Annotated in this window: 19 protein-coding genes; 5 read left to right on the top strand and 14 right to left on the bottom strand. The window is 65.9% G+C overall.

Annotation, left to right across the window (positions count from 1 at the left end; genetic code table 11):
- Positions 1 to 403: 403 nt before the first annotated feature.
- A complete protein-coding gene (locus tag JMY28_RS16280) occupies positions 404 to 904 on the top strand; it encodes a hypothetical protein (RefSeq protein ID WP_201696944.1) in 501 nt (166 codons plus the stop codon).
- A gap of 84 nt (positions 905 to 988) precedes the next feature.
- On the opposite strand, the gene JMY28_RS16275 is transcribed toward JMY28_RS16280, so the two are convergent.
- Complete coding sequence (locus tag JMY28_RS16275) at positions 989 to 3,478, bottom strand: AsmA family protein (RefSeq protein ID WP_201696943.1); 2,490 nt, start codon at positions 3,476 to 3,478, stop codon at positions 989 to 991.
- Between the two features lie 130 nt (positions 3,479 to 3,608).
- Between JMY28_RS16275 and JMY28_RS16270 the strand changes: the two genes are divergently transcribed.
- Positions 3,609 to 4,355, top strand: a complete 747-nt coding sequence (locus JMY28_RS16270; RefSeq protein ID WP_201696942.1) for an ABC transporter ATP-binding protein — start codon at positions 3,609 to 3,611, stop codon at positions 4,353 to 4,355.
- Complete coding sequence (locus tag JMY28_RS16265; protein ID WP_201696941.1) at positions 4,352 to 5,164, top strand: ABC transporter permease; 813 nt, start codon at positions 4,352 to 4,354, stop codon at positions 5,162 to 5,164. The genes JMY28_RS16270 and JMY28_RS16265 overlap by 4 nt, the downstream gene beginning before the upstream one ends.
- A 66-nt stretch (positions 5,165 to 5,230) precedes the next feature.
- On the opposite strand, the gene JMY28_RS16260 is transcribed toward JMY28_RS16265, so the two are convergent.
- Positions 5,231 to 5,800: a DUF6013 family protein gene (locus JMY28_RS16260; RefSeq protein WP_201696940.1), complete on the bottom strand. Its 570-nt coding sequence runs from the start codon at positions 5,798 to 5,800 to the stop codon at positions 5,231 to 5,233.
- 309 nt (positions 5,801 to 6,109) lie between these two features.
- Entirely contained in the window at positions 6,110 to 7,048 is a 939-nt protein-coding gene (gene ligD, locus JMY28_RS16255) for a non-homologous end-joining DNA ligase (RefSeq protein ID WP_236596889.1), read from the bottom strand.
- A gap of 471 nt (positions 7,049 to 7,519) precedes the next feature.
- Here ligD and serB point away from each other — a divergent pair, with 471 nt between their 5' ends.
- On the top strand, positions 7,520 to 8,359 hold the full coding sequence (serB, locus tag JMY28_RS16250; protein WP_201696938.1) for a phosphoserine phosphatase SerB: 840 nt from the start codon (positions 7,520 to 7,522) through the stop codon (positions 8,357 to 8,359).
- 81 nt (positions 8,360 to 8,440) lie between these two features.
- On the opposite strand, the gene JMY28_RS16245 is transcribed toward serB, so the two are convergent.
- From JMY28_RS16245 to rimO, 5 genes are all read right to left on the bottom strand, one after another.
- Positions 8,441 to 9,646, bottom strand: a complete 1,206-nt coding sequence (locus JMY28_RS16245; protein ID WP_201696937.1) for a cystathionine beta-lyase — start codon at positions 9,644 to 9,646, stop codon at positions 8,441 to 8,443.
- A gap of 102 nt (positions 9,647 to 9,748) precedes the next feature.
- On the bottom strand, positions 9,749 to 10,336 hold the full coding sequence (locus JMY28_RS16240) for a hypothetical protein (protein WP_201696936.1): 588 nt from the start codon (positions 10,334 to 10,336) through the stop codon (positions 9,749 to 9,751).
- A gap of 57 nt (positions 10,337 to 10,393) precedes the next feature.
- On the bottom strand, positions 10,394 to 11,578 hold the full coding sequence (gene bktB / locus JMY28_RS16235; RefSeq protein ID WP_201696935.1) for a beta-ketothiolase BktB: 1,185 nt from the start codon (positions 11,576 to 11,578) through the stop codon (positions 10,394 to 10,396).
- A gap of 37 nt (positions 11,579 to 11,615) precedes the next feature.
- Positions 11,616 to 12,566, bottom strand: coding sequence for a sugar kinase (locus JMY28_RS16230; protein WP_201696934.1), 951 nt, complete (start codon positions 12,564 to 12,566; stop codon positions 11,616 to 11,618).
- 5 nt (positions 12,567 to 12,571) lie between these two features.
- Entirely contained in the window at positions 12,572 to 13,909 is a 1,338-nt protein-coding gene (rimO, locus tag JMY28_RS16225) for a 30S ribosomal protein S12 methylthiotransferase RimO (RefSeq protein WP_201696933.1), read from the bottom strand.
- 315 nt (positions 13,910 to 14,224) lie between these two features.
- Between rimO and JMY28_RS16220 the strand changes: the two genes are divergently transcribed.
- Entirely contained in the window at positions 14,225 to 14,368 is a 144-nt protein-coding gene (locus JMY28_RS16220) for a hypothetical protein (protein ID WP_201696932.1), read from the top strand.
- 96 nt (positions 14,369 to 14,464) lie between these two features.
- On the opposite strand, the gene phaR is transcribed toward JMY28_RS16220, so the two are convergent.
- The 6 genes from phaR to JMY28_RS16190 form a co-directional block, all read right to left on the bottom strand.
- Complete coding sequence (gene phaR, locus JMY28_RS16215; RefSeq protein WP_133186007.1) at positions 14,465 to 15,070, bottom strand: polyhydroxyalkanoate synthesis repressor PhaR; 606 nt, start codon at positions 15,068 to 15,070, stop codon at positions 14,465 to 14,467.
- Between the two features lie 149 nt (positions 15,071 to 15,219).
- Complete coding sequence (locus JMY28_RS16210) at positions 15,220 to 15,960, bottom strand: 3-ketoacyl-ACP reductase (RefSeq protein ID WP_201696931.1); 741 nt, start codon at positions 15,958 to 15,960, stop codon at positions 15,220 to 15,222.
- 145 nt (positions 15,961 to 16,105) lie between these two features.
- Positions 16,106 to 17,287, bottom strand: coding sequence for an acetyl-CoA C-acetyltransferase (locus JMY28_RS16205; protein ID WP_201696930.1), 1,182 nt, complete (start codon positions 17,285 to 17,287; stop codon positions 16,106 to 16,108).
- 99 nt (positions 17,288 to 17,386) lie between these two features.
- Positions 17,387 to 19,366: a class I poly(R)-hydroxyalkanoic acid synthase gene (gene phaC / locus JMY28_RS16200; RefSeq protein ID WP_407945509.1), complete on the bottom strand. Its 1,980-nt coding sequence runs from the start codon at positions 19,364 to 19,366 to the stop codon at positions 17,387 to 17,389.
- A 407-nt stretch (positions 19,367 to 19,773) separates the two neighbouring features.
- A complete protein-coding gene (gene pgeF / locus JMY28_RS16195) occupies positions 19,774 to 20,652 on the bottom strand; it encodes a peptidoglycan editing factor PgeF (protein WP_201696928.1) in 879 nt (292 codons plus the stop codon).
- A complete protein-coding gene (locus tag JMY28_RS16190; protein ID WP_201696927.1) occupies positions 20,649 to 21,902 on the bottom strand; it encodes an RluA family pseudouridine synthase in 1,254 nt (417 codons plus the stop codon). The genes pgeF and JMY28_RS16190 overlap by 4 nt, the downstream gene beginning before the upstream one ends.
- Positions 21,903 to 21,943: the final 41 nt, after the last annotated feature.

The raw sequence follows: 21,943 nt of genomic DNA, 5'->3' as shown, positions 1-21,943 counted from the left end.
CCTGGGGTGCCTGGGCAACCGCGGGCACCAGAACCGCAACATTATCTGCGCGATTTTTCAGGATGACAATGTATGTGACACCGCACACGTTGCCTCGTGGAAAACCTGCTTTTTTGCGGCAATTCGCCACACCGAGCGCACACACAGGTCTATTATTGAGACGGAGACAAGCGAGAGAGCGCCGGGATATCTACATGAGCGCGACGTGCGATCCGGCATGGCGTTTGCGAATGCAATGAGGGTTTTGAAACAGGGGCAGTAAGGCAGGCCGCGCAGGTCCGGATCGCTTCAGGCGGTCCGTGCGCCGTTAGAGCGGAGTGTCCCCATCTCTATCCTCGTGAACGCAGCAAATCCGTGTGCTATAAAGGATCGACGTGCGGCGCACCAGTCCGGGAGTGGTCGCATGGGAACGCTGCGTGTACTGCAATCCACCTTTTTCAGGCGAATTTTTATGTCCTTCCCGAAAAAGCGCAAACGCGTCAAGGCAGACGGCGATGAGTCATTTCTCGCCGTGCTAAGCCACTTCAAACCGTTCAGCCAACTCGATACCAAGATCGCGCGAGCGCGCGCGCAGGACGAGCCTGTGCTGTATGCGCATATCCTGCCAGGGCTCGATGTGCTCCTGTGCAGCGTGCGTGGTGCGCAGCCGCCGTATCCGGGGACGAGTGAATTGCGTAAGCGCTGCATCGAATCGATCGCTCACGCGCTCGAGCAGCCGATCGAAGGCCTCGAGAACGGCGGTTACTGGTATGAGGCGGACGGCTTCGGCTTTCTCGTGTTCGCGAGCCGCGCGCGCGGCCGGGTCCTGCCCGAATTCGGCGCGGCGCGTCCGACGATGACCACACGGCGCGTGACGCGCCGCCAGGACGCCGCCGGCGACACGGCGCCGCGCTCGTTGCGCTAGGTCGCGCTTTCAACGAAGTTCACTGCTCCGCTGCGCCGGGTCGATTGACCCGACGCAGCGGTTTTTGCGCGTTAGCCTCCCGAATCAGCTTCCCTTGTAAAGCGGCTCCTGCCCTTGCGTCGCCTTGCCAGTCGAGGCCGGCGACGGCGCGTTGCGCGTCGCCGGGCTCGCTTTCACCCCCTTGTCTCCCTTATCCGTCGCCGCAGCAGCGCTCGCGCCGGTACCCGCGCTGCCGAGGTCGGGCAATGGCCGCGCGCGCATTTTCTGGCCTGGCGGCGGCGCCACTGGATGTTGATGCATCTGCGCGAACAGCACGTCGCACGGCAGCGGCTTGTTGTTGCTCGGCGCGATGAGCGGAATCAGCGCGGCAAACGGGTTGATGAGCCCCAGCCCGATCATCGCGCCGCCACGCAGCGCGAGCGCCGTCGCATCCACACCCACGTGCGGGTTCTTGAAGGTGCCCTTCACGTAGAGCGGCGAGCGCAGCGTGAAAATGCGAAAGCCCTTGGTATGCGGATGGACCTTCATGTCCATCGATTCGTCCCGCAGGTCTATCGGGCCGTCGATGTCGATCACAGCGTCGTCGGTGTCGAGCGCGAACACGCGCGGATCGAGCACGCCGTTGGTGGCGACGAAGTCGGCCGCCGCGCAGTTGATATTCACGTCGTGCGTGCCGAACAGCTTTTCGTACACCACGTTTGCCACGTTCAGGCCCGCCGCTTCCATCAGCAATCTGCTAATCGTGCCCTGCGTGACAAGCAGCTTCACCTCGCCGTTCGAGGTCGAGGCGAGCGCCGCCGGCGAGTTGCCGGTCGCCGTGAGCGAAGCGTCGCCGTTGATCTCGCCGAGCGCGGACTGCATCGTCTTGAAGTTCGGAAATAGCTGCTTGAGCTTCAGGTGGCGCGCCTCCAGCGTGCCGCGCGCCTTGAGCGGCGCGCCGCTACCGTCGAGTGAGACGCGTGTGCCGAGCGTGCCTCCCGCCACGCCGAACTGCAGCGGATCGAGCACGAGCACGCCGTTCGTCAACATGACGTGGGTGTAGAGGTCCTGAACCGGCAAGCTGCCCTGCTTGATGATGCGCCGGCCCGTAAATTTGACGTCGGCGTCGATGGCGCTCCAGCGGTCGGTGCGGAACGGCTCGGCCGGGATCACGCGATCGGCCGGCTGCTTGTCGGTATCCCCGCGCTTTGCCTTGCTCGCGCGGCTGTCTGCGCCGATGATCGGCGCGAGGTCCGAGAACTGCAGCAGGTTCGACACCAGTTCGCCTGTCAGGAGCGGTCGCGGCGTGCGCTGCTGGTAGACCACCGTGCCGTTCAAATCGCTGCCGCCCACACGGCCCGTGAAGTTCTCATAGCGGAACACGCTCGCGCCGCGCCTGAAATTGCCAACGAAGTGGCCGTCGGTGGCATACGGCGGTGTTTCGGGCAGCGTCACGCCGGTCAGGTTGTACAGATGCGCCAAACTTTGCCCCTGCAGCCACAGGCGCAGATCGACAGCGGCCAGGTGCATCGGGTCGGTGAGCGTGCCGACCAGCGCGATGTGCAGGTCGCCCGCGCGCACGTCGGCCTGGATCGGGAACGGGCGCTTCGCGTCCTGCAGGGCGAGCACGCCGCCGAGCTTGCCGTCGCCCGAGAGCGCCGTCTTGCCATACGTGCCCTTGATCGTCCAGCCGATCGCGTAAAACGGCTCTTTCACGAGTGGCTGTGCGGGCGCGGCGCCCGAGCCCACGATGGCACCGCTCGCGGCGAGCGTCTGCGAGCCCGCTGCAGGCGCGCTTGCTGCGGCCGTCGCCGCGCTCGCCTCGGCCGCACCGCTCGCCACGCTAATCGCACTAGCCGCGCTGGCGGCTGCCGCCTCCGAAGCCTGCTCCTTGCTCACCTGCTGTGTAAGCCGGTTCGCGCCCGCACGTCCTATGACCTGCGCGGAGCCCTGGCGCGACGCCGCTTCCTGCTGCTCCATCACCTTGCCGATCGGGATGCCGTGCCCAAGCAAGCTCACCGCAATCTTCACGTCGGTTTTCGTCTGCTGGTCGCTCACGTCGATATTGCCGCTCGAGAACGTGATGTCGTGCAGTTCGAGCCGCCACGTCGACGGCCCGCTCGAGGCGGGCAGTTTGAAGGTCCAGTTGTTGCGCCCGTCGACAAGCCGCTCGACGTCGATGGACGGATTCACGAGATTGATCGCCGGGATCACGATGTCGTGAGCCAGAAGCGGCAGCACGGCCACCTCGAAGTCGATTTCGTCGAGCGTGGCGAAGTGCGCAGACTTCGTCCAGTCGGGGTTGGCGATCTCGATCTGCGTGGCGGAAAAACGCGGCCAGGGCACCCACGCGCGCCAGCCCGTTTCGCCGGGCGGCCTCTGCCAGCCCACCTTCAGATCGCCTTCGATCGCGAACGGGCGCCCGATGGCCTCGGTGACCTTTTCGTTCACGTAGGGTTTGGCGTGATTCCAGTCGAACGTCAGGATGAAGACAACGAGCACGACAATCAACACGACGACAACCGCGACGAGCCATGCGATGATCCTGGCGAGCGTGCGGCCAAGGCTAAAGGGCTTGGGCTGCGGTGACGTCATGCGTACTCCACGTTATGCGTTGTTGTCGACCTGCCATGTTGCAATACCGCAAGAGCAGTCAGCGTGCCCGGTTCCATCTGCGTGACGGCCTCCCACGATTTGCCGTACTAGTCATGTTTGCAATCTTTCGATGCTCAAGCACAACCCACTTCCCCCACCCCACGCCGATGACGCGCCGCTCGTCGAGGCCCGCCAGATCGCCCGGCGCGACGCACAACGCGGCCAGTGGTTGCTGCATCCCACGAATCTAGCGTTGCAGGCGGGCGAGCGCGCCGTGCTGACGGGCCCGTCCGGCTCCGGCAAGAGCGTATTCCTGCGCGCGCTCGCGCTACTCGACCCGCTCGATGGCGGCGACGTGCGCTGGCATGGCAAACCGGTCACGCGCGGGCGCATTGTCCGCTATCGGCGGCATATTGCGTACCTGCGGCAGCGGCCCGCGCTGCTAGACGGCAGCGTCGAGGACAACCTGCGCTATCCCTATACGCTAGCGGCCTACCGCGACGTGCGATTCGACGCGGCGCGCGCAAGCGCGCTCTTCGCCGCCACCGGCCGTTCCAGCGACTTCCTCGCGCGCGATACCTCCGAGCTTTCAGGCGGCGAAGCGCAGATCGTGGCACTGGTGCGCGTGCTCCAGCTCGATCCCGAAGCACTCCTGCTCGACGAGCCGACCGCTTCTCTCGACCCCGAATCGGCGCGCGCCGTCGAAGCGCTGGTGGCCGGCTGGTTCGATGAGGCGCGCACGGTGCGCGCCACGGTCTGGGTATCGCACGATCCCGCCCAGGCGCAGCGCGTGGGCGAGCGGCATCTGACGATGCGCGCGGGTGTGCTCGAAGAACCCGCCACGCGCGCGGCATTCACCCAGGGAGCCGCACAATGAGCCCAGGCGTCCTGCAGAACCTCGGCATCGGCGACGTCGCCATTGCGGCGCTGCTCGTGTTCGTCAACGGCGCGGTCTCCGTGCTGCTCAAGCTCGACCTCGAACGCAGGCTGGCGTGGGCCGCCGTGCGCACCGTCGTGCAACTGCTCGCAGTCGGTTACGTGCTCGGCTGGGTATTCGCATTCAACCGCTGGTACGTCGTGCTGCCGCTCATGGCACTCATGACACTGATCGCCGGTTTCGCCGGGGCGCAGCGCGGCGCACGCACCTACGGCGGGCAACGCGCGGACAGCATCGTGTCGATCTGGGTGAGCGCCTGGCTCGTGGCGGCAGTCGGGCTTTTCGTGGTGATCCGCATCCGGCCGTGGTACGAGCCGCAATATGCGATTCCGATCCTCGGCATGATTCTCGGCAACACGCTGACGGGCGTGTCGCTCGGCGTGGAGCGCATGATGCAGGAGCTGACGGCGCGGCGCGACCGGGTGGAGAGTGCGCTCGCGCTCGGCGCGACACGCTGGGAGGCCGCGCAGGCTAGCGCTCGCGAGGCGGTGCGCGCCGGCATGATCCCGACGCTCAACCAGATGGCCGTGGTCGGCGTGGTGAGCTTGCCCGGCATGATGACGGGCCAGGTGCTCGCGGGGCAATCGCCGCTGCAGGCCGTGCGCTACCAGATCGTGATCATGTTCCTGATCGCGGCTTCGTCGGCGCTCGGCACGGTGGGCGCGGTGCTGCTCGCGTACCGGCGCCTCTTCTCGCCGGAGCATCGCTTCCTTGTTGCGCGGCTTATCGAGCGCAAGGCACGCGCTTAAGCGTATGCGGCCGGCGCGCGTTGCGTGCTTTGCGCGCTACGCCGGCCATCCCGTTCGCGGCACACGCTAGCGCTGCGCCGAGATCGTGATCTGCGTGCCGTCGCTGAGCTTGAGCGTCTTCGCGGTGCCATTGGTGGGCATCGTGAGATGCGCGACCTCGCTATGCGCGACCACAGCAGGGCACGTGAGCGATGCGCCGTTGCTCGACACCGTCTGCGTGCCGTGTGGCGCCTGTGCGCGGAAGCTCACCTGAACGGTGGCCGTGCCGTTGCTCGCGACGATTGGCGCCAGGCGAACCTGGGTCTGCCTGACCATCGCGCCGTTCGCGTCGAGCGGCAACGAAGCATAGTCCGGGCAGCCTTGCGGCGTCGCGACCGCACCGCCCGGCGGCGTGGTGCGCCACGTAAAGTCGTCGGTGTCGCCCGAGCGCAGCATGCGGGTCTCCTGAGCATCGCCGAACGGCTTCGACGCGACCCGTACCGTGTAGCGGATCGGCCCGTCGGTTGCAGCCTTCGAGGTGACCGTGATCGGCGTAGCCGCGAGCACGGGCAGCGCGATGACGCAGGAAGCGGCTAGGACAAACTGGACGAGCGCCGCGCGGCGGCGGCGAGTATGGCGGGAGCTGCGGCAAGGCATGCGTCACCTCCTGGCGGGAACGGCCGCGCCCGCGAGCGAAAAGCGGCGTACGCAACGAACGCGGCGAGCCGCGAAAAGCCGGGTACGACGCTCCGCTCCCGTGCGGCGGATGGTCTGTTACCAGTCTAGCGCGCTGCGCGCCGCCTTGCGCCGAGCGCACGCATCGAATGGACCAGGTTTTATCCTGCTTGTCATCGCGAGCAATTTGCTTGCCGTATGACAGCGCGCGGTTACGCGCCGGGCTTCGTCCGCATTGACGACCCGTTGTGCATACGCGGCACGCGAAACGGGCTCACGCTCGCTGCGCCGCTACTTGCCGGTTGCTTCAAGACCCAGCGTCAGATCCGGTGTCAACGTCTGGCGCACGCATCCGTAGGCCGCCCAGGGATCGGCCTGCTCGATCTGGGCGAGGCGCGCGTCGATGGTCGCAAGTGTCCATTGCGCGCCCCCCGTCGTCGCCTCCAGTTCGTCCCAGCCGATCGGCACGGACACACCCATGCCCGGGCGCGCCCGCACGCCATACGCGATCGCCGTGCTCGCACCGCGCGCATTGCGCAGATAGTCGATGAAGATCTTCTTCTTGCGGTGTTCGGAGCCCATGGTGGCCGTGATCTGCGTGGGCCAGACCGAGGCCAGATGCTGCGCAACCGCACGAGCGAATGCCTTCGCGTCATCCCAGCCCGCCTGCGGCGTGAGCGGCACGACGATATGGAGTCCCTTGCCGCCGCTCGTTTTGCAAAATGATTCGAGCCTGAGTTCCGCGAGCAGTGCGCGCGTGGACTGCGCCGCCTCGATCACGCGGTCCCAACCCAGCGCCGGATCGGGGTCAAGGTCGAAGACAACCCGATCGGGCCGCTCGATGTCGTGGACGCTGGCGTTCCAGGTGTGCAACTCGATGACGTCCATCTGCGCGGCGCTCACCAGCGCTCTCGCCGTATCGATCGTGAGCAGCGGTGGATGGCCCGGGTCGAGCCCTTCGTGTTCGGTGAGTTCGGGCAGTGGCGCGCGTGCGCTATGGCGCTGGAAGAACATCTCGCCGCTCAAGCCGCGCCGTGCGCGCACGAGGGACACGGGGCGATCGCGCAGATGCGGCAGGATCCAGCGCGCGGCGCGCTCGTAGTAGCGCACGAGTTCGAGTTTGTGCGTGCCGCTGTCCGCATCGATGACGCGCCTGGCACTCGTGATGCGTATACCGTCGATTTCACTTTCGGCGGCGTCGTCGCGCCGGCGGCGTGCGGTTCGAGGCAAGCGGTGCACGGACGCGGCAGGCATGGCCGGCGTGGCGGCGTCCGATGTCGGGGCCCGCTCGCCGCGCGGCGTTCGGGCAGATGTCGTGGTTGGAGCCTTGCGAGCGTCCTGCATACCGGTTCCCCTGGCGCCTTGGCACATGACGCCTCGCGCGACGCGAGTCGCGACACGTTCGGTTGACGGCACGCGGCGGCCGCCCCCGTCAGACCGCCGCACGAGCTTTCATTGTGCCTCGAATGGACGCTTTCGTCGCTGCAAGGTGATCGCAAGCGCACGCAAAAAAAGGGGAAACATCCGCCGTAAGCAGAAGCGAGAAGAAAGTGGCACGCGACCGCTGCGATCAACGGGAAGTTACAATGACGGGCTTTGCCGCGCACTGCAGGGCGCAATTCTGGCTCTTACACGCGCGACTGCGCCCTTTTTCATCCGAACGATCCGACGACGCTATGCGTCGGCTTTGCCCGTCCCGCCATGAACCTCGTCATCCAGAGTCCCGCCCCGCTCGACACCGTCCATCACAAGCCGCTCCTCGGCCTCGCCCGCGGCAGCCGCCTCACGCCGATCGACGCCCACGCGGTCCGCATCGAGCATGCCGAGCCGGCCCAGCGTGGCGACCTCGAGGTCTACTGCGGCACACACCAGCTCGACTACGCGTTCGTCGAAGCGGGCCGCGCGCTGGCCGATTTCGGCCTCGTGGCGATGGACATGGATTCGACGCTCATCACGATCGAATGCATCGACGAAATTGCGGACTTCTGCGGCCTCAAGGCCGAGGTCGCGGCGATTACCGAAGCCTCGATGCGCGGCGAGATCAAGGACTTCAACGAAAGCCTCACGCGCCGCGTAGCGCTCCTCAAGGGGCTCGACGCGAGCGCCCTCGAGCGTGTGTATGAAGAGCGCCTGCAGCTCTCGCCGGGCGCCGAGCAGATGCTCGCGGGCGCGAAGGCCGCGGGCCTGAAAACGCTGCTCGTTTCCGGCGGCTTCACTTTCTTCACCGAGCGCCTGAAAGCGCGTCTCGGGCTCGACTACACGCGCGCGAACACGCTCGAAATCGTCGAGGGGAAGCTCACGGGCCGCGTGACTGGCGAGATCGTCAACGCCGACGTGAAGGCGCGTACGCTCACCGAAACCTGTGCGCAGATCGGCATTGAGCCACGCCGCGCAATCGCGATGGGCGACGGCTCGAACGACCTCAAGATGATGGGCGTGGCGGGTTTGTCGGTCGCGTTCCGCGCGAAGCCGGTGGTGCGGGAGGCAGCGAGTGTCGCGTTCAACTTCGTCGGGCTCGACGGCCTGCTGCGTCTGTTCTGACCCGGCCTTCGCGGCGCCTGGAAAAGCCAACGGCCGCTCGTGTCCTTATGGACGCGAGCGGCCGTTGTTGTTTTGCGCGGATTATTCAGGCGTACTTGCTTTTTCCGCAAGCCTTGCAAGCGCGCGCTCGATATCGGCGCGCAGATCGGCCTCTTCTTCGAGACCGATGTAGAAGCGCACCAGCGTGCCGCGATGCGGCCAGCTCGCTGCCGTGCGCATCGAACCGACGTCGTACGGCATGGCGAGGCTATGCGCGCCGCCCCAGCTCCAGCCCAACGCGAAGAGTTCGAGCGACTCGCAGAACGTGTCGATCTGCGCCGCACTGTAGCGCTCGTCGAACACCACGGAAAAAAGGCCGCCCGCGCCCGTAAAGTCGCGCTTGTAGAACTCGTGGCCCGGGCAGTCTTCGAACGCCGGGTGCAGCATCGCCGCGATTTCGGGGCGCGTCTTGAGCCAGCCTGCGAGTCCGAGCGCGGTGCGATCATGCGCCTCGAAGCGCGCTTTCATGCTCGGCAGTGCACGCAGCACGAGCGAGCAGTCGTCGACCGAGACGCCGATGCCAAGCCGCATGCGCGCGGCCTTGAGCTTCAGATAAAGATCGCGGTCGGCGGTGATGGTCGCGCCCATCAGCACGTCACTGCCACCCGACTGATACTTGGTGAGCGCCTGCACCGAAATGTCGATGCCGTGCTCGAACGGCTTGAAGGCGAGGCCCGCCGACCACGTGTTGTCGATGGCCGTCACCACGTTGCGCGCGCGCGCCGCCGCGGTGATCGCCCGCACGTCGGACACTTCCATCGTCACCGAGCCGGGCGCTTCCACCCAGATCAGCTTCGTGTTCGGCTGGATCAGCTCGGCGATGCCCGCACCGATCATCGGATCGTAGTAGCGCGCCGTGAGGCCGAAATCGCGCGCGAGCCAGTCACCATGATCGCGGTTCGGCGAATAGACGTTATCGGGGATCAGCACGTCGTCGCCTGACTTCAGCAGTCCGAAGTAGACGTTCGAGATGGACGAGAGCCCCGAGGGTTGCAGCAGCGCATACTCGCCGCCCTCGATCTCGGCGATGCGCTTTTGCAGCATGGCCGAGGTGGGCGTGGCGTGCAGGCCGTAGCGCCATTGCGCATCGTTGCGCCAGTCGAGCGCGCGCACCGAAGCGAGGTCGGGAAACACCACGGTCGAAGCCCGCGTGACAGGCGCGGCGAACGATTCGAAGCCGGGCGTGAGGTCGTCTTGCGGGTGGATGATGCGCGTCTGCAACGCGCGGCTGGAGTCGGATTTGGTCATGTCGGAGCGAATTCGGTTGAGGCGCGAGGACGTTGCGGCGCGCGGCTAGCGCGGGTGGCGCGCGCAACGCCGCATGCCGAAGAGTAACACTCGCGGCGGCGCTTATTGCCCGATCACGAGATTGCTCACGCCGTTCACGGCGTGAGCGCCGTTCGGAGTCGACGCGCTCGCCGCGCCGGTCGACACGGCCGGAGCCGCGGCCCCCGCCGCGAGCGGCTTCAAATCGAAGGGGACCGGGTGAGAGTCGTCCGGATCCATGCGGTCGCCCGAAAGCGAGCCATCTTCGGCGAACGTGCCCACCCAGTTGCCGGTGATATGCGTGCCGTCATTCGAGTCCTCGGCTTCGAGCGTGGCGTCCGCGCGGTCGCCCGCGATCAGGATCACCTCGCCGGTGTCCGTGAACTGGTATTCGCCATGCACGCCAGTCGGGTCGTCGTCGCCGGCTTTGGCGCCCAGGCGCATAACGATCTGACGCTTGCCGAGCGTGCCGACGTATTGCGGCAGCTTCGCGAATTCGGGGTTCGGCTTCAGCGTGGAATTGACCGGCGGCGGCGCGCTTGCGTCCTGCGCGCGCGCCGCGAGCGGCAGCGTGAGGACCATGGCCGCCGCAGTTGCGGCCACGATCCAGCCGCGCGCCTTGATGGCGCGGCCCCGTCGAGCGGCCGCGCCCGGCGGCCGCTGTGCTTGCATCACAACTTCCATCTGAATCCTTCCCTCACTTGCACAGCTGGCGGGGCGCGGCGCGTATCAGATGCGCTCGAAGATGGCCGCAATGCCCTGGCCGCCGCCGATGCACATCGTCACGAGCGCGTAGCGCCCCCCGATACGCTGCAGTTCATAAAGCGCCTTCACGGTAATGAGCGCGCCGGTCGCGCCGATCGGGTGACCGAGCGAGATGCCCGAACCGTTCGGATTGACCTTGGCCGGGTCGAGCCCGAGTTCCTGCGAAACCGCACAGGCCTGCGCCGCGAAGGCTTCGTTGGCCTCGATCACGTCGAGGTCGCTGACTTTCAGGCCGGCGCGCGCGAGCGCCTTCTGCGTGGCCGGCACCGGGCCGATGCCCATGTACGCCGGATCGACGCCCGCATGCGCATACGAGACGAGGCGCGCGAGCGGCTTCACGCCGCGCTCGCGAGCGGCGTCGGCGCTCATCAGCAGCACGGCGGCCGCCGCGTCGTTGATGCCCGACGCGTTGCCCGCCGTGACCGTGCCGTTCTCCTTCGCGAACACCGGCTTGAGCTTCGAGAAGTCCTCCAGCGTGGCGCCGTGGCGCACATGCTCGTCGGCGTCGAACAGCACTTCGCCCTTCTTCGACTTGAGCGAAATGGGCAGGATCTGATCCTTGAAGCGTCCTTCGGCGAGCGCGCGCTCGGCGCGACGGTGCGATTCGAGCGCAAGCGCGTCCTGCGCCTCGCGCGTGATGCCGAACTTCTTCGCGACGTTTTCCGCCGTCACGCCCATGTGGATCGTCTGAAACGGGTCGTGCAGCGCGCCGATCATCATATCGACGAGCTGCGCGTCGCCCATGCGCTGGCCGAACCGCGCGGCCGGCATCGTGTACGGCGCCCGGCTCATGTTTTCCGCGCCGCCACCGATCGCAATGTCGGCGTCGCCGAGCAGAATGGTTTGCGCGGCCGAAACGATCGCCTGCAGGCCCGAGCCGCACAGGCGGTTCACGGTCAGCGCCGGCGCGTGCTGCGCGACGCCGCCGTTGATTGCGGCCACGCGCGCAAGGTACATGTCTTTGGGCTCCGTGTGCACGACGTTGCCGAACACCACGTGACCCACCGCGTCGCCGTCCACGTTCGCGCGCGACAGCACCTCGCGCACCACGCGTGCGCCGAGATCCGTCGGCGAGAAGTCCTTCAGGCTGCCGCCGAAGTCACCGATTGCCGTGCGCACAGCGCTTACCACCACTACTTCGCGTTCCATAGTTTTGCTCCTCGTCTTCCTGAATGGATGAATCTTGTTATTGGTGCGCTTCGCTCGCGGGCCGATCGGCGAGTAATCGCTCGACGTCCTCGCGATAAGGGATTGGCGCAACGGCGCCAAACCCCAAGGTCGAAAGCGCGGCGGCCGCGTTCGCATAGCGCGCAGCCGCGAACGGATCGTCGCCGGCCGCGAGCCGCGCGACGAAGGCGCCGCCAAAGCAGTCGCCCGCGCCCGTGGCGTCCACTGCCGCGACCACGTGGCCCGGCACGACGCGCCGCTCGTCGGGCGTTGCGACATAAGCGCCGTCCTTGCCCAGCTTGAGCGCGACCACACGAGCGCCGCGTGCGAGCAGGTAATCGACGATCGCGTCGCGGTCTTCGAGGCCCGTGAGCACCGCCACGTCGTCCCAGCTAGGCAGGCAGATATCGGTGAGACGCAGCACCTCGTTCATCACGGCGCGCGCCCGCGCGAGCGGCCACAGTTTCAGGCGCAGATTGGTGTCGAAACTCACGCGCACGCCGTTGGCGCGCGCATGCTCGACGGCGGCGAGCGCCGCGTCGCACGCGCTGTCGCTGATCGCCACGCTGATGCCAGAAAGATGCAGCACACGCGCAGCCGCAATGGTGTCAAGCGGCAGATCGCGCGGCGCGTAACGGCTAGCGGCCGAACCCTTGCGCAGATAGTCGAAGGCATGGCCGCTCGGGCCATGCGAGACGAAGTAGACACCGGTGGGCGCCGTAGCGTCCACATGCACCGTCGAGGTATCGACGCCTTCGCGCGTCCACAGATCAGTCAAGAGGCGTCCGAACTGATCGTCGCCAACGGCCGAGACGAAGCCCGTGCGCGCGCCCTGGCGAGCCGCCGCGATGGCGAAGTTCGACGTGTCGCCGCCAAAGCCTTGCAAATACTCGGGACGGTCTTTCGACGCCTGGTTGAACTCGACCATGGCCTCGCCATAGGCGAGGACTTGCGGGGCGACGCTCGTCATGCCGGTCAGACCTCGCCCCAGAGATCGTGGCCGTCCGCGCCGGTGATCTTCACCGAAACGAAATCACCGACCTTGTAGCGCTTCGATGCCTTGGTCGCGGGAGCGACATAGACCACGCCGTCGATCTCGGGCGCATCCGCCGCGGTGCGGCCAATGCCGCCGTCGGCGTTGATCTCGTCGATCAGCACCTTGAGCGTCTTGCCGACCTTGCGCTGGATGCGCTTGGCCGAGACCTGCTCCGCCACTTCCATGAAGCGCGCGCGGCGCGCCTCGCGCACCTCGTCGGGCAGTGCGCCGTCGAGTTCGTTCGCCGTTGCGCCTTCAACCGGCGAATAGGCGAAGCAGCCCACGCGGTCGAGTTCGGCCTCGCGGATGAAGTCGAGCAGCGTTTCGAATTGCTCTTCCGTCTCGCCGGGGAAGCCGGCAATGAACGTGCTGCGGATCGTGAGATCCGGGCACATCTCGCGCCAGGCCTTCACGCGCTCCATGACCTTCTCCGCATTCGCGGGGCGCTTCATGCGCTTGAGGACTTCGGGATGCGCGTGCTGGAACGGCACGTCGAGATATGGCAGCACGTGGCCCTTGAACGGACCTTCGGCCATCATCGGAATCACTTCATCCACGCTCGGATACGGGTAGACATAGTGCAGGCGCACCCAGGCGCCGTATTGCGCAGCCAGTTCGCCCAGCGCGGCGACGAGGTCGGTCATGCGCGTCTTGATCGGCTTGCCGTTCCAGAATCCGGTGCGGTACTTGACGTCCACGCCGTAAGCGCTCGTGTCCTGCGAGATCACGAGCAGCTCCTTCACGCCGGACTTGAAGAGGTTCTCGGCTTCCAGCATGACCTCGGCGACCGGGCGCGACACGAGGTCGCCTCGCATCGACGGGATGATGCAGAACGTGCAACGGTGATTGCAGCCTTCGGAGATCTTCAGGTACGCGTAATGGCGCGGCGTGAGCTTGATGCCGGCGGCCGGCACGAGATCGACGAACGGATCGTGCGGCTTGGGCAGGTGGCTGTGCACGGCCTGCATGACCTCGCCCACCGCGTGCGGGCCCGTCACGGCGAGCACCTTCGGATGCACTTCCTCGATCAGGTTCGAGCCGCTCGCGCTCGCCTTCTTGCCGAGACACCCGGTCACGATCACCTTGCCGTTCTCGGAAAGCGCTTCGCCGATGGCATCAAGGCTCTCCTGCACCGCTTCGTCGATGAAGCCGCACGTGTTGACGACCACGAGGTCCGCACCGTCGTAAGACCCCGAGATTTCGTAACCCTCGGCGCGCAGCTGGGTGATGATCTGCTCGGAGTCGACAAGCGCCTTCGGGCAGCCGAGGGAAACCATCCCGACGCGCGGAGCAGGATTGCGGGAGGTCGTTGATTCAACAGGGTTTTTCACGTGTACGTCCGGATGTGGGGCGCAGGGCATTCGTTGCGCCGCGCGAGGTCAAGCCAATCCGCCATTTTACCCGTTTGCCGTATCGTGCGGTGCAGCATGGTGGGTGTGTTCCTGCGCGTCGGGGTCGGATGCAATATGGGCAGGATCAAACGTCGTTCAGCTATTGCTCCCCCTCCGACTGAGCGTCGGGATAATTTTCGCCCGGTGCACCTTGCGCACGATCAAGCGCATCCATCTGCCGGCTGCGCGGAGAGCGAAAATATGGAAAAGACAATGGACCCGTTGCAGGCCAATATTCTGAAGTCGGTGCGTCAGATGAAAGCCGGCGCGGTGCGTGTCACGCGTGGCAAACCCACCGCCGCAGCGCTCGCGCGTGCAACGGCCGGACTCTCTCAAAGCGCCTGAAGACGGCGCCCCGCAGTGGGTCGCGCCGCGAGGCAACGCGTCGCCACGGCGCGCCGCAACTCGTAAGCGCGCCACCCGCCGTGTGCGCCGCGCCGCTTACTTCTTCTCTTCCTCGCCACCCTCAGGCGCGCCCTGCGCCGGCGCCGCCGCGCCGCCCGGCGTCACGGGCTTGAACGGGAAGCTGCTGAACATGTTCTTCGCCTGGTTCTGCATCTGCTCCTGCATCTGCACGAACATGTTCTTCGACTGCTCGATGTAGCTCGTCATCATGCCCTGCATCATCGGCGCCTGCATGTTCATGAACTGCGACCAGACCTCGGGGTTCATCGCGTTACCTTCGTAAAGGCTCTTCGACTGATCCGCGAGTTTGTTCTGGATGTCGATGAACGCCTGGATGTTCTTTTCCAGGTAGGTGCCCATCATGCCCTGCATAGCATGACCGTAGAAACGGATAATCTGCGACAGCATCGACGACGAGAACATCGGCAGACCGCCGCTTTCCTCCTCGAGAATGATCTGCAGCAGGATGCTGCGCGTCAGATCCTCGTTGGTCTTCGCGTCGATGACCTTGAACTCTTCCTGCTCCAGCACGAGTTGCTTCACGTCCGTCAACGTGATGTACGTGCTCGTCTCCGTGTCGTACAGCCGACGATTCGGATATTTCTTGATGAGACGTTCGGCGGTTTTCTTTGTAGTCGTCATGTGTCGCCCTTGTTAGCGCCAACGCGCGGCGGCCGCTGCCGTCGCGCGTTGGTCTAGCCCGGAAACGGCCTGCCCCGGTGAGCAAACAGGCCCGCTGCCGTCCTCGATCCCAGCTTCGCGCGCCCCCTGCAGGCGCGCGGCACTCGGGATCAGCCCATGTGCAACCCGCCATTCAGCGAGAAGTCAGCACCGGTTGCAAAGCCTGACTCGTCCGACGCGAGCCACGCCACGATCGACGCGATTTCCTCGGGCGCGCCGAGACGGCGCACGGGAATCGTCGCGACGATCTTTTCCAGCACGTCGGGACGGATGGATTTCACCATGTCCGTGCCGATATAGCCCGGCGAAACGGTGTTGACCGTCACGCCCTTGGTCGCCACTTCCTGAGCCAACGCCATCGTGAAGCCGTGAATGCCGGCCTTGGCCGTGGAATAGTTGGTCTGGCCGAACTGACCTTTCTGGCCATTCACCGACGAGATATTGATGATGCGGCCCCAGCCGCGCTCGACCATGCCGTCGATCACCTGCTTCGTGACGTTGAAGAGGCTCGTGAGATTGGTGTCGATCACGGCCGTCCAGTCTTCGCGCGTCATCTTGCGGAACACCACGTCGCGCGTGATGCCAGCGTTGTTCACGAGCACATCGATTTCGCCGACCTCGGCCTTGACCTTGTCGAACGCCTGGCGCGTCGAATCCCAATCGCCCACGTTGCCTTCCGAGGCCACGAAGTCGAAACCGAGCGCCTTCTGGTCTTCCAGCCACTTCACGCGGCGCGGCGAATTCGGGCCGCAGCCAGCGATCACCGTGAAGCCCTGCTTGACGAGGCGCTGGCAAATGCCGGTTCCGATGCCGCCCATCCCGCCCGTTACATACGCAATACGCTCTGACATAAACCACACTCCATTATCGTTTTCCGGGCGCGTCTTCGACGGCCCTGGCCTCGCTCCTTCCCGCTGCCACCACCCGCGCCGCGCGTTTGTCGCAGCGCCAGGGCGGACCGATAGCCGTCCGCCCCAGCGGTCGCATCAAGCGAACTCAAGCACGCTCGAGCGCGAGCGCCACACCCATGCCGCCGCCGATGCACAGCGAGGCGAGACCGCGCTTCGCATCACGGCGCTGCATTTCGTGCAGCAGCGTCACGAGAATCCGGCAGCCCGATGCGCCGATCGGATGACCGATCGCAATCGCCCCGCCGTTCACGTTGATCTTCGACGTGTCCCAGCCCATCTGCTTGTTCACGGCCAGCGCCTGGGCGGCAAAGGCCTCGTTGATCTCCATGAGATCGAGGTCGTTCACCGACCAGCCCGCGCGCTCCAGCGCACGCTTCGAAGCCGGCACCGGGCCCATGCCCATGATCTTCGGGTCCACGCCGCCGCTTGCGTATGCCTTGATGCGCGCGAGCGGCTTCAGGCCCAGCGCTTCGGCCTTCTTCGCCGACATCACCACGACCGCTGCCGCGCCGTCGTTCAGGCCCGAGGCGTTCGCCGCCGTCACCGTGCCTTCCTTGTTGAACGCCGGCTTCAGACCCGCGAGCGATTCCGCCGTCACGCCGTGGCGCACGAATTCGTCGGTCGCGAACTGCAGCGGCTCACCCTTGCGCTGCGGAATCGCCACCGGCACGATTTCCGCATCGAAGCGGCCCGCCTTCTGCGCAGCCTCAGCCTTGTTCTGCGAGAGCGCCGCAAACGCGTCCTGCTCCTCGCGCGTGATGCCGTATTCCTTCGCGACGTTTTCCGCCGTCACGCCCATGTGGTACTGGTTGTACACGTCCCACAGGCCGTCGACGATCATGCTGTCGATGAGCTTCGCATCGCCCATGCGAAAGCCGTCGCGCGAGCCCGGCAGCACGTGCGGCGCGGCGCTCATGTTTTCCTGGCCGCCGGCCACGACGATGTCCGAATCGCCCGCGATGATCGCGTTCGCGGCCAGCATCACGGCCTTCAGGCCCGAGCCGCACACCTTGTTGATCGTCATCGCGGGAACGGCCGTGGGCAGCCCCGCCTTGATCGATGCCTGGCGCGCCACGTTCTGGCCCGAACCAGCGGTCAGCACCTGACCCATGATCACGTCGCTCACCTGGTCGGGCTTCACGCCCGCGCGCTCGAGCGCGGCCTTGATGACGATGGCGCCCAGGTCGGGCGCCGCCACCTTCGCGAGCGAGCCGCCGAATTTGCCTACTGCCGTACGTGCGGCCGAAACGATCACAATGTCAGTCATTTCCAGATCCTCCGGGCGGCTTGAAGGCGCGCCATGCGCCCCGCCCGTCAAGTTGTTAATCCGAATTCCGCAGCAAGCGTATCAAGCGCTTGAATCGCTTCAATCGCGCTGCTGCACATAACGCCCCGGCGCCGGCTCGATCTCGGGGAATTCCGCCGAGCCGGCTTGCGCACGCGGCTTCACCTTCTTGCCGCCGTACTGATCGAGCCACTCGGCCCAGGTCGACCACCAGCTGCCGGGTTTCTCCTCAGCAACGGCTAACCAGTCGTCAGCCTCTTCCGGCAGATGCTTCTCGTCGGCCTCGATGCTCCAGAAGCTGCGCTTGTTCTTCGACGCCGGGTTGATCACGCCCGCAATATGCCCCGACGCGCCAAGCACAAATTTCAGCGGCCCGGACAGCAGCGGGATCGACGCGTAAGCCGTGCGCCAGGGCACGATGTGATCCTCTCGCGAGCCGTAGATGAAAGTCGGCACGTCGATGCGCGAAAGATCCACTTGCTCGCCGCACACCGTGAGCGCACCGGGCTCACGCAGCTTGTTTTCCAGGTACGTGTTGCGCAGGTACCACGCGTACATCGGCCCCGGCAGGCTCGTCGAGTCGCTGTTCCAGAACAGCAGGTCGAACGGCGCGGGCGTACGGCCCTTCAGGTAATTGTCGACGACGTAGTTCCAGACCAGATCGTTGGGCCGCAGGAACGAGAACGTGTTGGCGAACTCGACGCCGCGCATGAGGCCCGGCGTGCCGCCATTCTTGCCACCGATGGTCTGCTCGCGCATCTGCACGTGGGCCTCGTCGACGAACACATCGAGTACACCCGTGTCGCCGAAGTCGAGCATCGCGGTGAGCAGCGTCATGGAGGCAGCGGGATGTTCGCCGCGCGCCGCCGCGACGGACAGCGCCGTGGCGAGCAGCGTGCCGCCCACGCAGAAACCGAGCGTGTTGATTTGCTCGCGCTCGCTGATGCTGCGCGTCGTCTCGATGGCCGTGAGCACGCCCTCTTCGATGTAGTCGTCCCAGGAGCGGTCCGCGATCGACGCGTCGCCGTTGTGCCACGAGACGAGGAACACCTGCTGCCCCTGCTCCAGCGCATATGCGACGAGCGAGTTCTCGGGCTGCAGGTCGAGGATGTAGTACTTGTTGATGCACGGCGGCACGATCAGAAGCGGCCGCTCGCGCACTGTGGCCGTGCGTGGCTTGTACTGGATCAGCTGGAAGAGCGCGTTCTCGAACACGACCGAACCTTCGGTGGTCGCGAGATTGCGGCCCACCACGAAGCGCGATTCGTCGGTTTGCGAGATCTTGCCGCGCGACATGTCGCCGAGCAGGTTCATGACACCCTGGCGCAGGCTCTCGCCGTGGGTCTCGAGCAAGGCGCTTTGCGCGTCGGGATTGAGCGCGAGGAAGTTGCTTGGCGAGGCCGCCGCGGTCCACTGCTGAACGGCGAAGCGAATGCGCTCGCGCGTTTTCGCATCGGTATCGATCGCGTCGACGAGTTCATGCAGGTAGCGCGCGTTGAGCAGATACCACGCTGCTGTGAACGCATACGCGGGCGTTGCCTTCCAGGCATCGGAGCTAAATCGCCGGTCCTTCAGTTCGGGCGCTTTGGGCGTGGTGTCGGTGGCCTGGCGCAGCAAGTCGAGCGCATCTCGCGAATATTCCGCTTGCAGATGCTGCAGCCGCGTGGGTTCGATCGATGCCGTGGGAACCTTGAAACCTTCGAACGGATTCGCGCCACCGAATGGATTGGCTGCACCGAAAGGACCACCGGCACCGAACGGATTGGCCGCGGCAAAGGGATTACCCGCTGAGAAAGGATTGCCTGCAGCGAAGGGGTTGCCCGGCGCACCGTTGCCTGCCGGCGGCCACCAGTTGGCCGCAAGTCCCGCGAAGGGTGCTTGCTGCGCCGCGCCGCCCGTTTGCTGCGCAGCATTCAGAGCGCTTTTCCAGGCGTTCGTCCACGCGTCGAGATATTGCTGCATGCCAGCTGCGTCGGGAGCGAAAGGCTGATTGCCGCGCGTTGCACCATCAGTTGAGGCGCCCGTGCCCGGGGCAGTCTTGGAACGTTGAGATGCCGTCATGCCTGCTTTTGACCGATGTGTCCCGAAGGACTGGTTGAGAGGCAGGTGGTACGCATACGGACGCCGTTGCGGCGCTCGTCACGACCTGTCCCGTGGGTGAGGGACATTCTTGCTCCCCATTGCAAAGCGTGTCAATGCTTGTGCCCGATTTTGCCGCGCTGCGATATTTTTTTAATTATCGTTTTCCCGATGTAATCGATCATTTAACTGTCGCGACACATCGCTGTGCGGTCTGGCGCACAGAAATCCACCATGGCGGCAAGTGCTTGCAGTGCAATGAGGGAAATGGGGAATCGATGCGCCGCGGGTGACGCATAGCGCTTTGCGGGAATAGCTGCAGCGCAACAAAAATCATCCGACTCATGACGCGACGCCGCGCTGCATCACGGCGGCGCGTCGCGGCAAAGTCAGGGATGGAGCCAGATCAACGCGGCCATGCGGCCGGTGACGCGATCGCGCCGGTACGAGTAGAAGCGCTCGCGCAGCGTGACCGTGCACATGTCGCCGCCCGTTGCGTGGCGCACACCGAGCGTATCGAGCCGCAGCCGCGCCAATGCAGGAAGATTGGCGAGGTATTTGCCGCTCGCGTCGGGGCGCGCGACGAAGGCCGCCGCGGTGGCCGCGCGGTGCGCATCGCGTTGTGCCGCGTCGACATGCTCCACATGGGTCATGAACGCGTCACGCACATCTGCACCGACCTCGAAGGCCGTCGGCCCGATCACGGGGCCGAGATACGCATGCAGGTCGGCAGTCGCACAGCCCGCGAGCGCAGCGACGCGCTCGGCCGTGCGCTCGATGACGCCCGCGGCCAGCCCACGCCAACCGGCGTGCGCGGCGCCCACGGCGCGGCCCTCGCCATCGCACAGCAAGACGGGCATGCAGTCGGCCACCATCACCGTGCAGGCGATGCCCGGCTCGGCGGTGACGCTCGCATCGGCTTCGAGCGGAGTGCCCGCGCGCGCGGCGGCGAGCGCGTGCGCGGTGTCGACCACGACGGGGCCGTGGATCTGCTTGAGCCACGCGGCAGGCACGCCCGCATGCGCGAGCAGCCGTTCGCGGTTCGCCTCGACGTGCACGAGATCGTCGGCGGAGCCGCGGCCTAGATTCAGGCCACCGGGGAGATCGACGCCCTCACCACCTTCACTGCCCTGTGCCGCCTGCCAACGCCCGAATGGCGGCTCGCTCACGCCGCCGTTACGCGTCGTGACCAGCGCGCGCACGCGCGGCGAAACCTGCCAGTCGGGATGCAACAAATCGGCGGATGTCAGTTCCGGGCAGGTCGTCATGCGTGCTTGTCCTCGTCTCGCGGATCGTCGCCTTCTTCATCGTCTTCGTAATCGTCTTCGTCACTGCCGATCACGTAGCCTTCGTCGGTGTAGGCGCTGTCGAACATGTCGTCATCGAAGCCGACTTCGTCCTCGTCTTCCTTGCCGCCGAAGCCGAGCGCCTCGATCAGCGCATCCAGGTCGTCGGGCACTTCGGCGCGCCATTGCATCGCGCGGCCCGTGACCGGATGAACGAGGCCCAGGCGCCACGCGTGCAGCGCCTGGCGCGCAAAGCCGTCGGGCAGCGCCGCGACCGAGCGCTTGCCGCGCGCGTGGCCATAGACCGGATCGCCCAGCAAAGGATGGCCGATATGCGCGCAGTGCACACGAATCTGGTGTGTGCGCCCCGTTTCCAGATCGCAATGAATGGCGCTAATGGGCTGGTTGTGCCAGAGCGTCTTGTCGATACGCCGGAAGTGCGTGCGCGCCGGCTTGCCCGAAGCGCCCTTCATCACCGCCATGCGCGTGCGCTCGCGCGGGTCGCGGCCGATGGGCGCGTCGATGGTGCCTTCTTCGGCCATGTTGCCCCAGACGAGCGCGAGATAGCGGCGCTTGACCGTGCGCGCCTGCAACTGGCGCACGAGGTCGGTTTGCGCTTGAAGCGTGCGCGCGACGACCATCAGCCCGGACGTTTCCTTGTCGAGCCGATGGACGATACCGGCGCGCGGCAGCCCCGCCGCCGCTTCGCCATAGCGATGCAGGAGGCCGTTGAGGAGCGTGCCGCTCCAGTTGCCGGCCGCCGGATGCACGACGAGCCCGGCGGGCTTGTTGATGACCACGATGGCATCGTCCTCAAAGACGATGTCGAGCGGTACCGGCTCGGGCGTGAACGCGAGCTGCTCGGGCAGAAGGTCCGGCACGAGTTCGATGGTCGCGCCGAGCGGCACCGGCTGGCGCACCTTGGCCGGCTTTCCGTCCACGCGCACGCGCTGCTCCTCGATCCAGCCCTGCAAACGGCTGCGTGAAAATTCCGGAAATATTTTGGCGAGCACCTTGTCGAGGCGCTCGCCTGCGAGTTCATCAGGCACCTGAATCGAGCGCGGGGCTTCGTCGACGCGCGCACGCGGGGCGCCACCGGCGTCCTCGCGTGCGCGTTCGCCATCGAACGCCTTACTGGCGGCTGCGTCATCGGGCGCATCGCCCAGGCTATAATCGCTGATGCTGTTTTGGGCGCCGGGAGCGCCGGCCCCCGGAATAACTGTACGGGTCATTGAGTCTGGGTCACCTGTGGACCTGAAGCTGGACTGGATAA

Origin of the sequence: Paraburkholderia hiiakae, from assembly GCF_904848665.1 — a bacterium.
Lineage (GTDB): Bacteria > Pseudomonadota > Gammaproteobacteria > Burkholderiales > Burkholderiaceae > Paraburkholderia > Paraburkholderia hiiakae.
The sequence above is the reverse complement of the archived record's forward strand: the minus strand, read 5'-3'. Positions and strand labels throughout refer to the sequence as shown.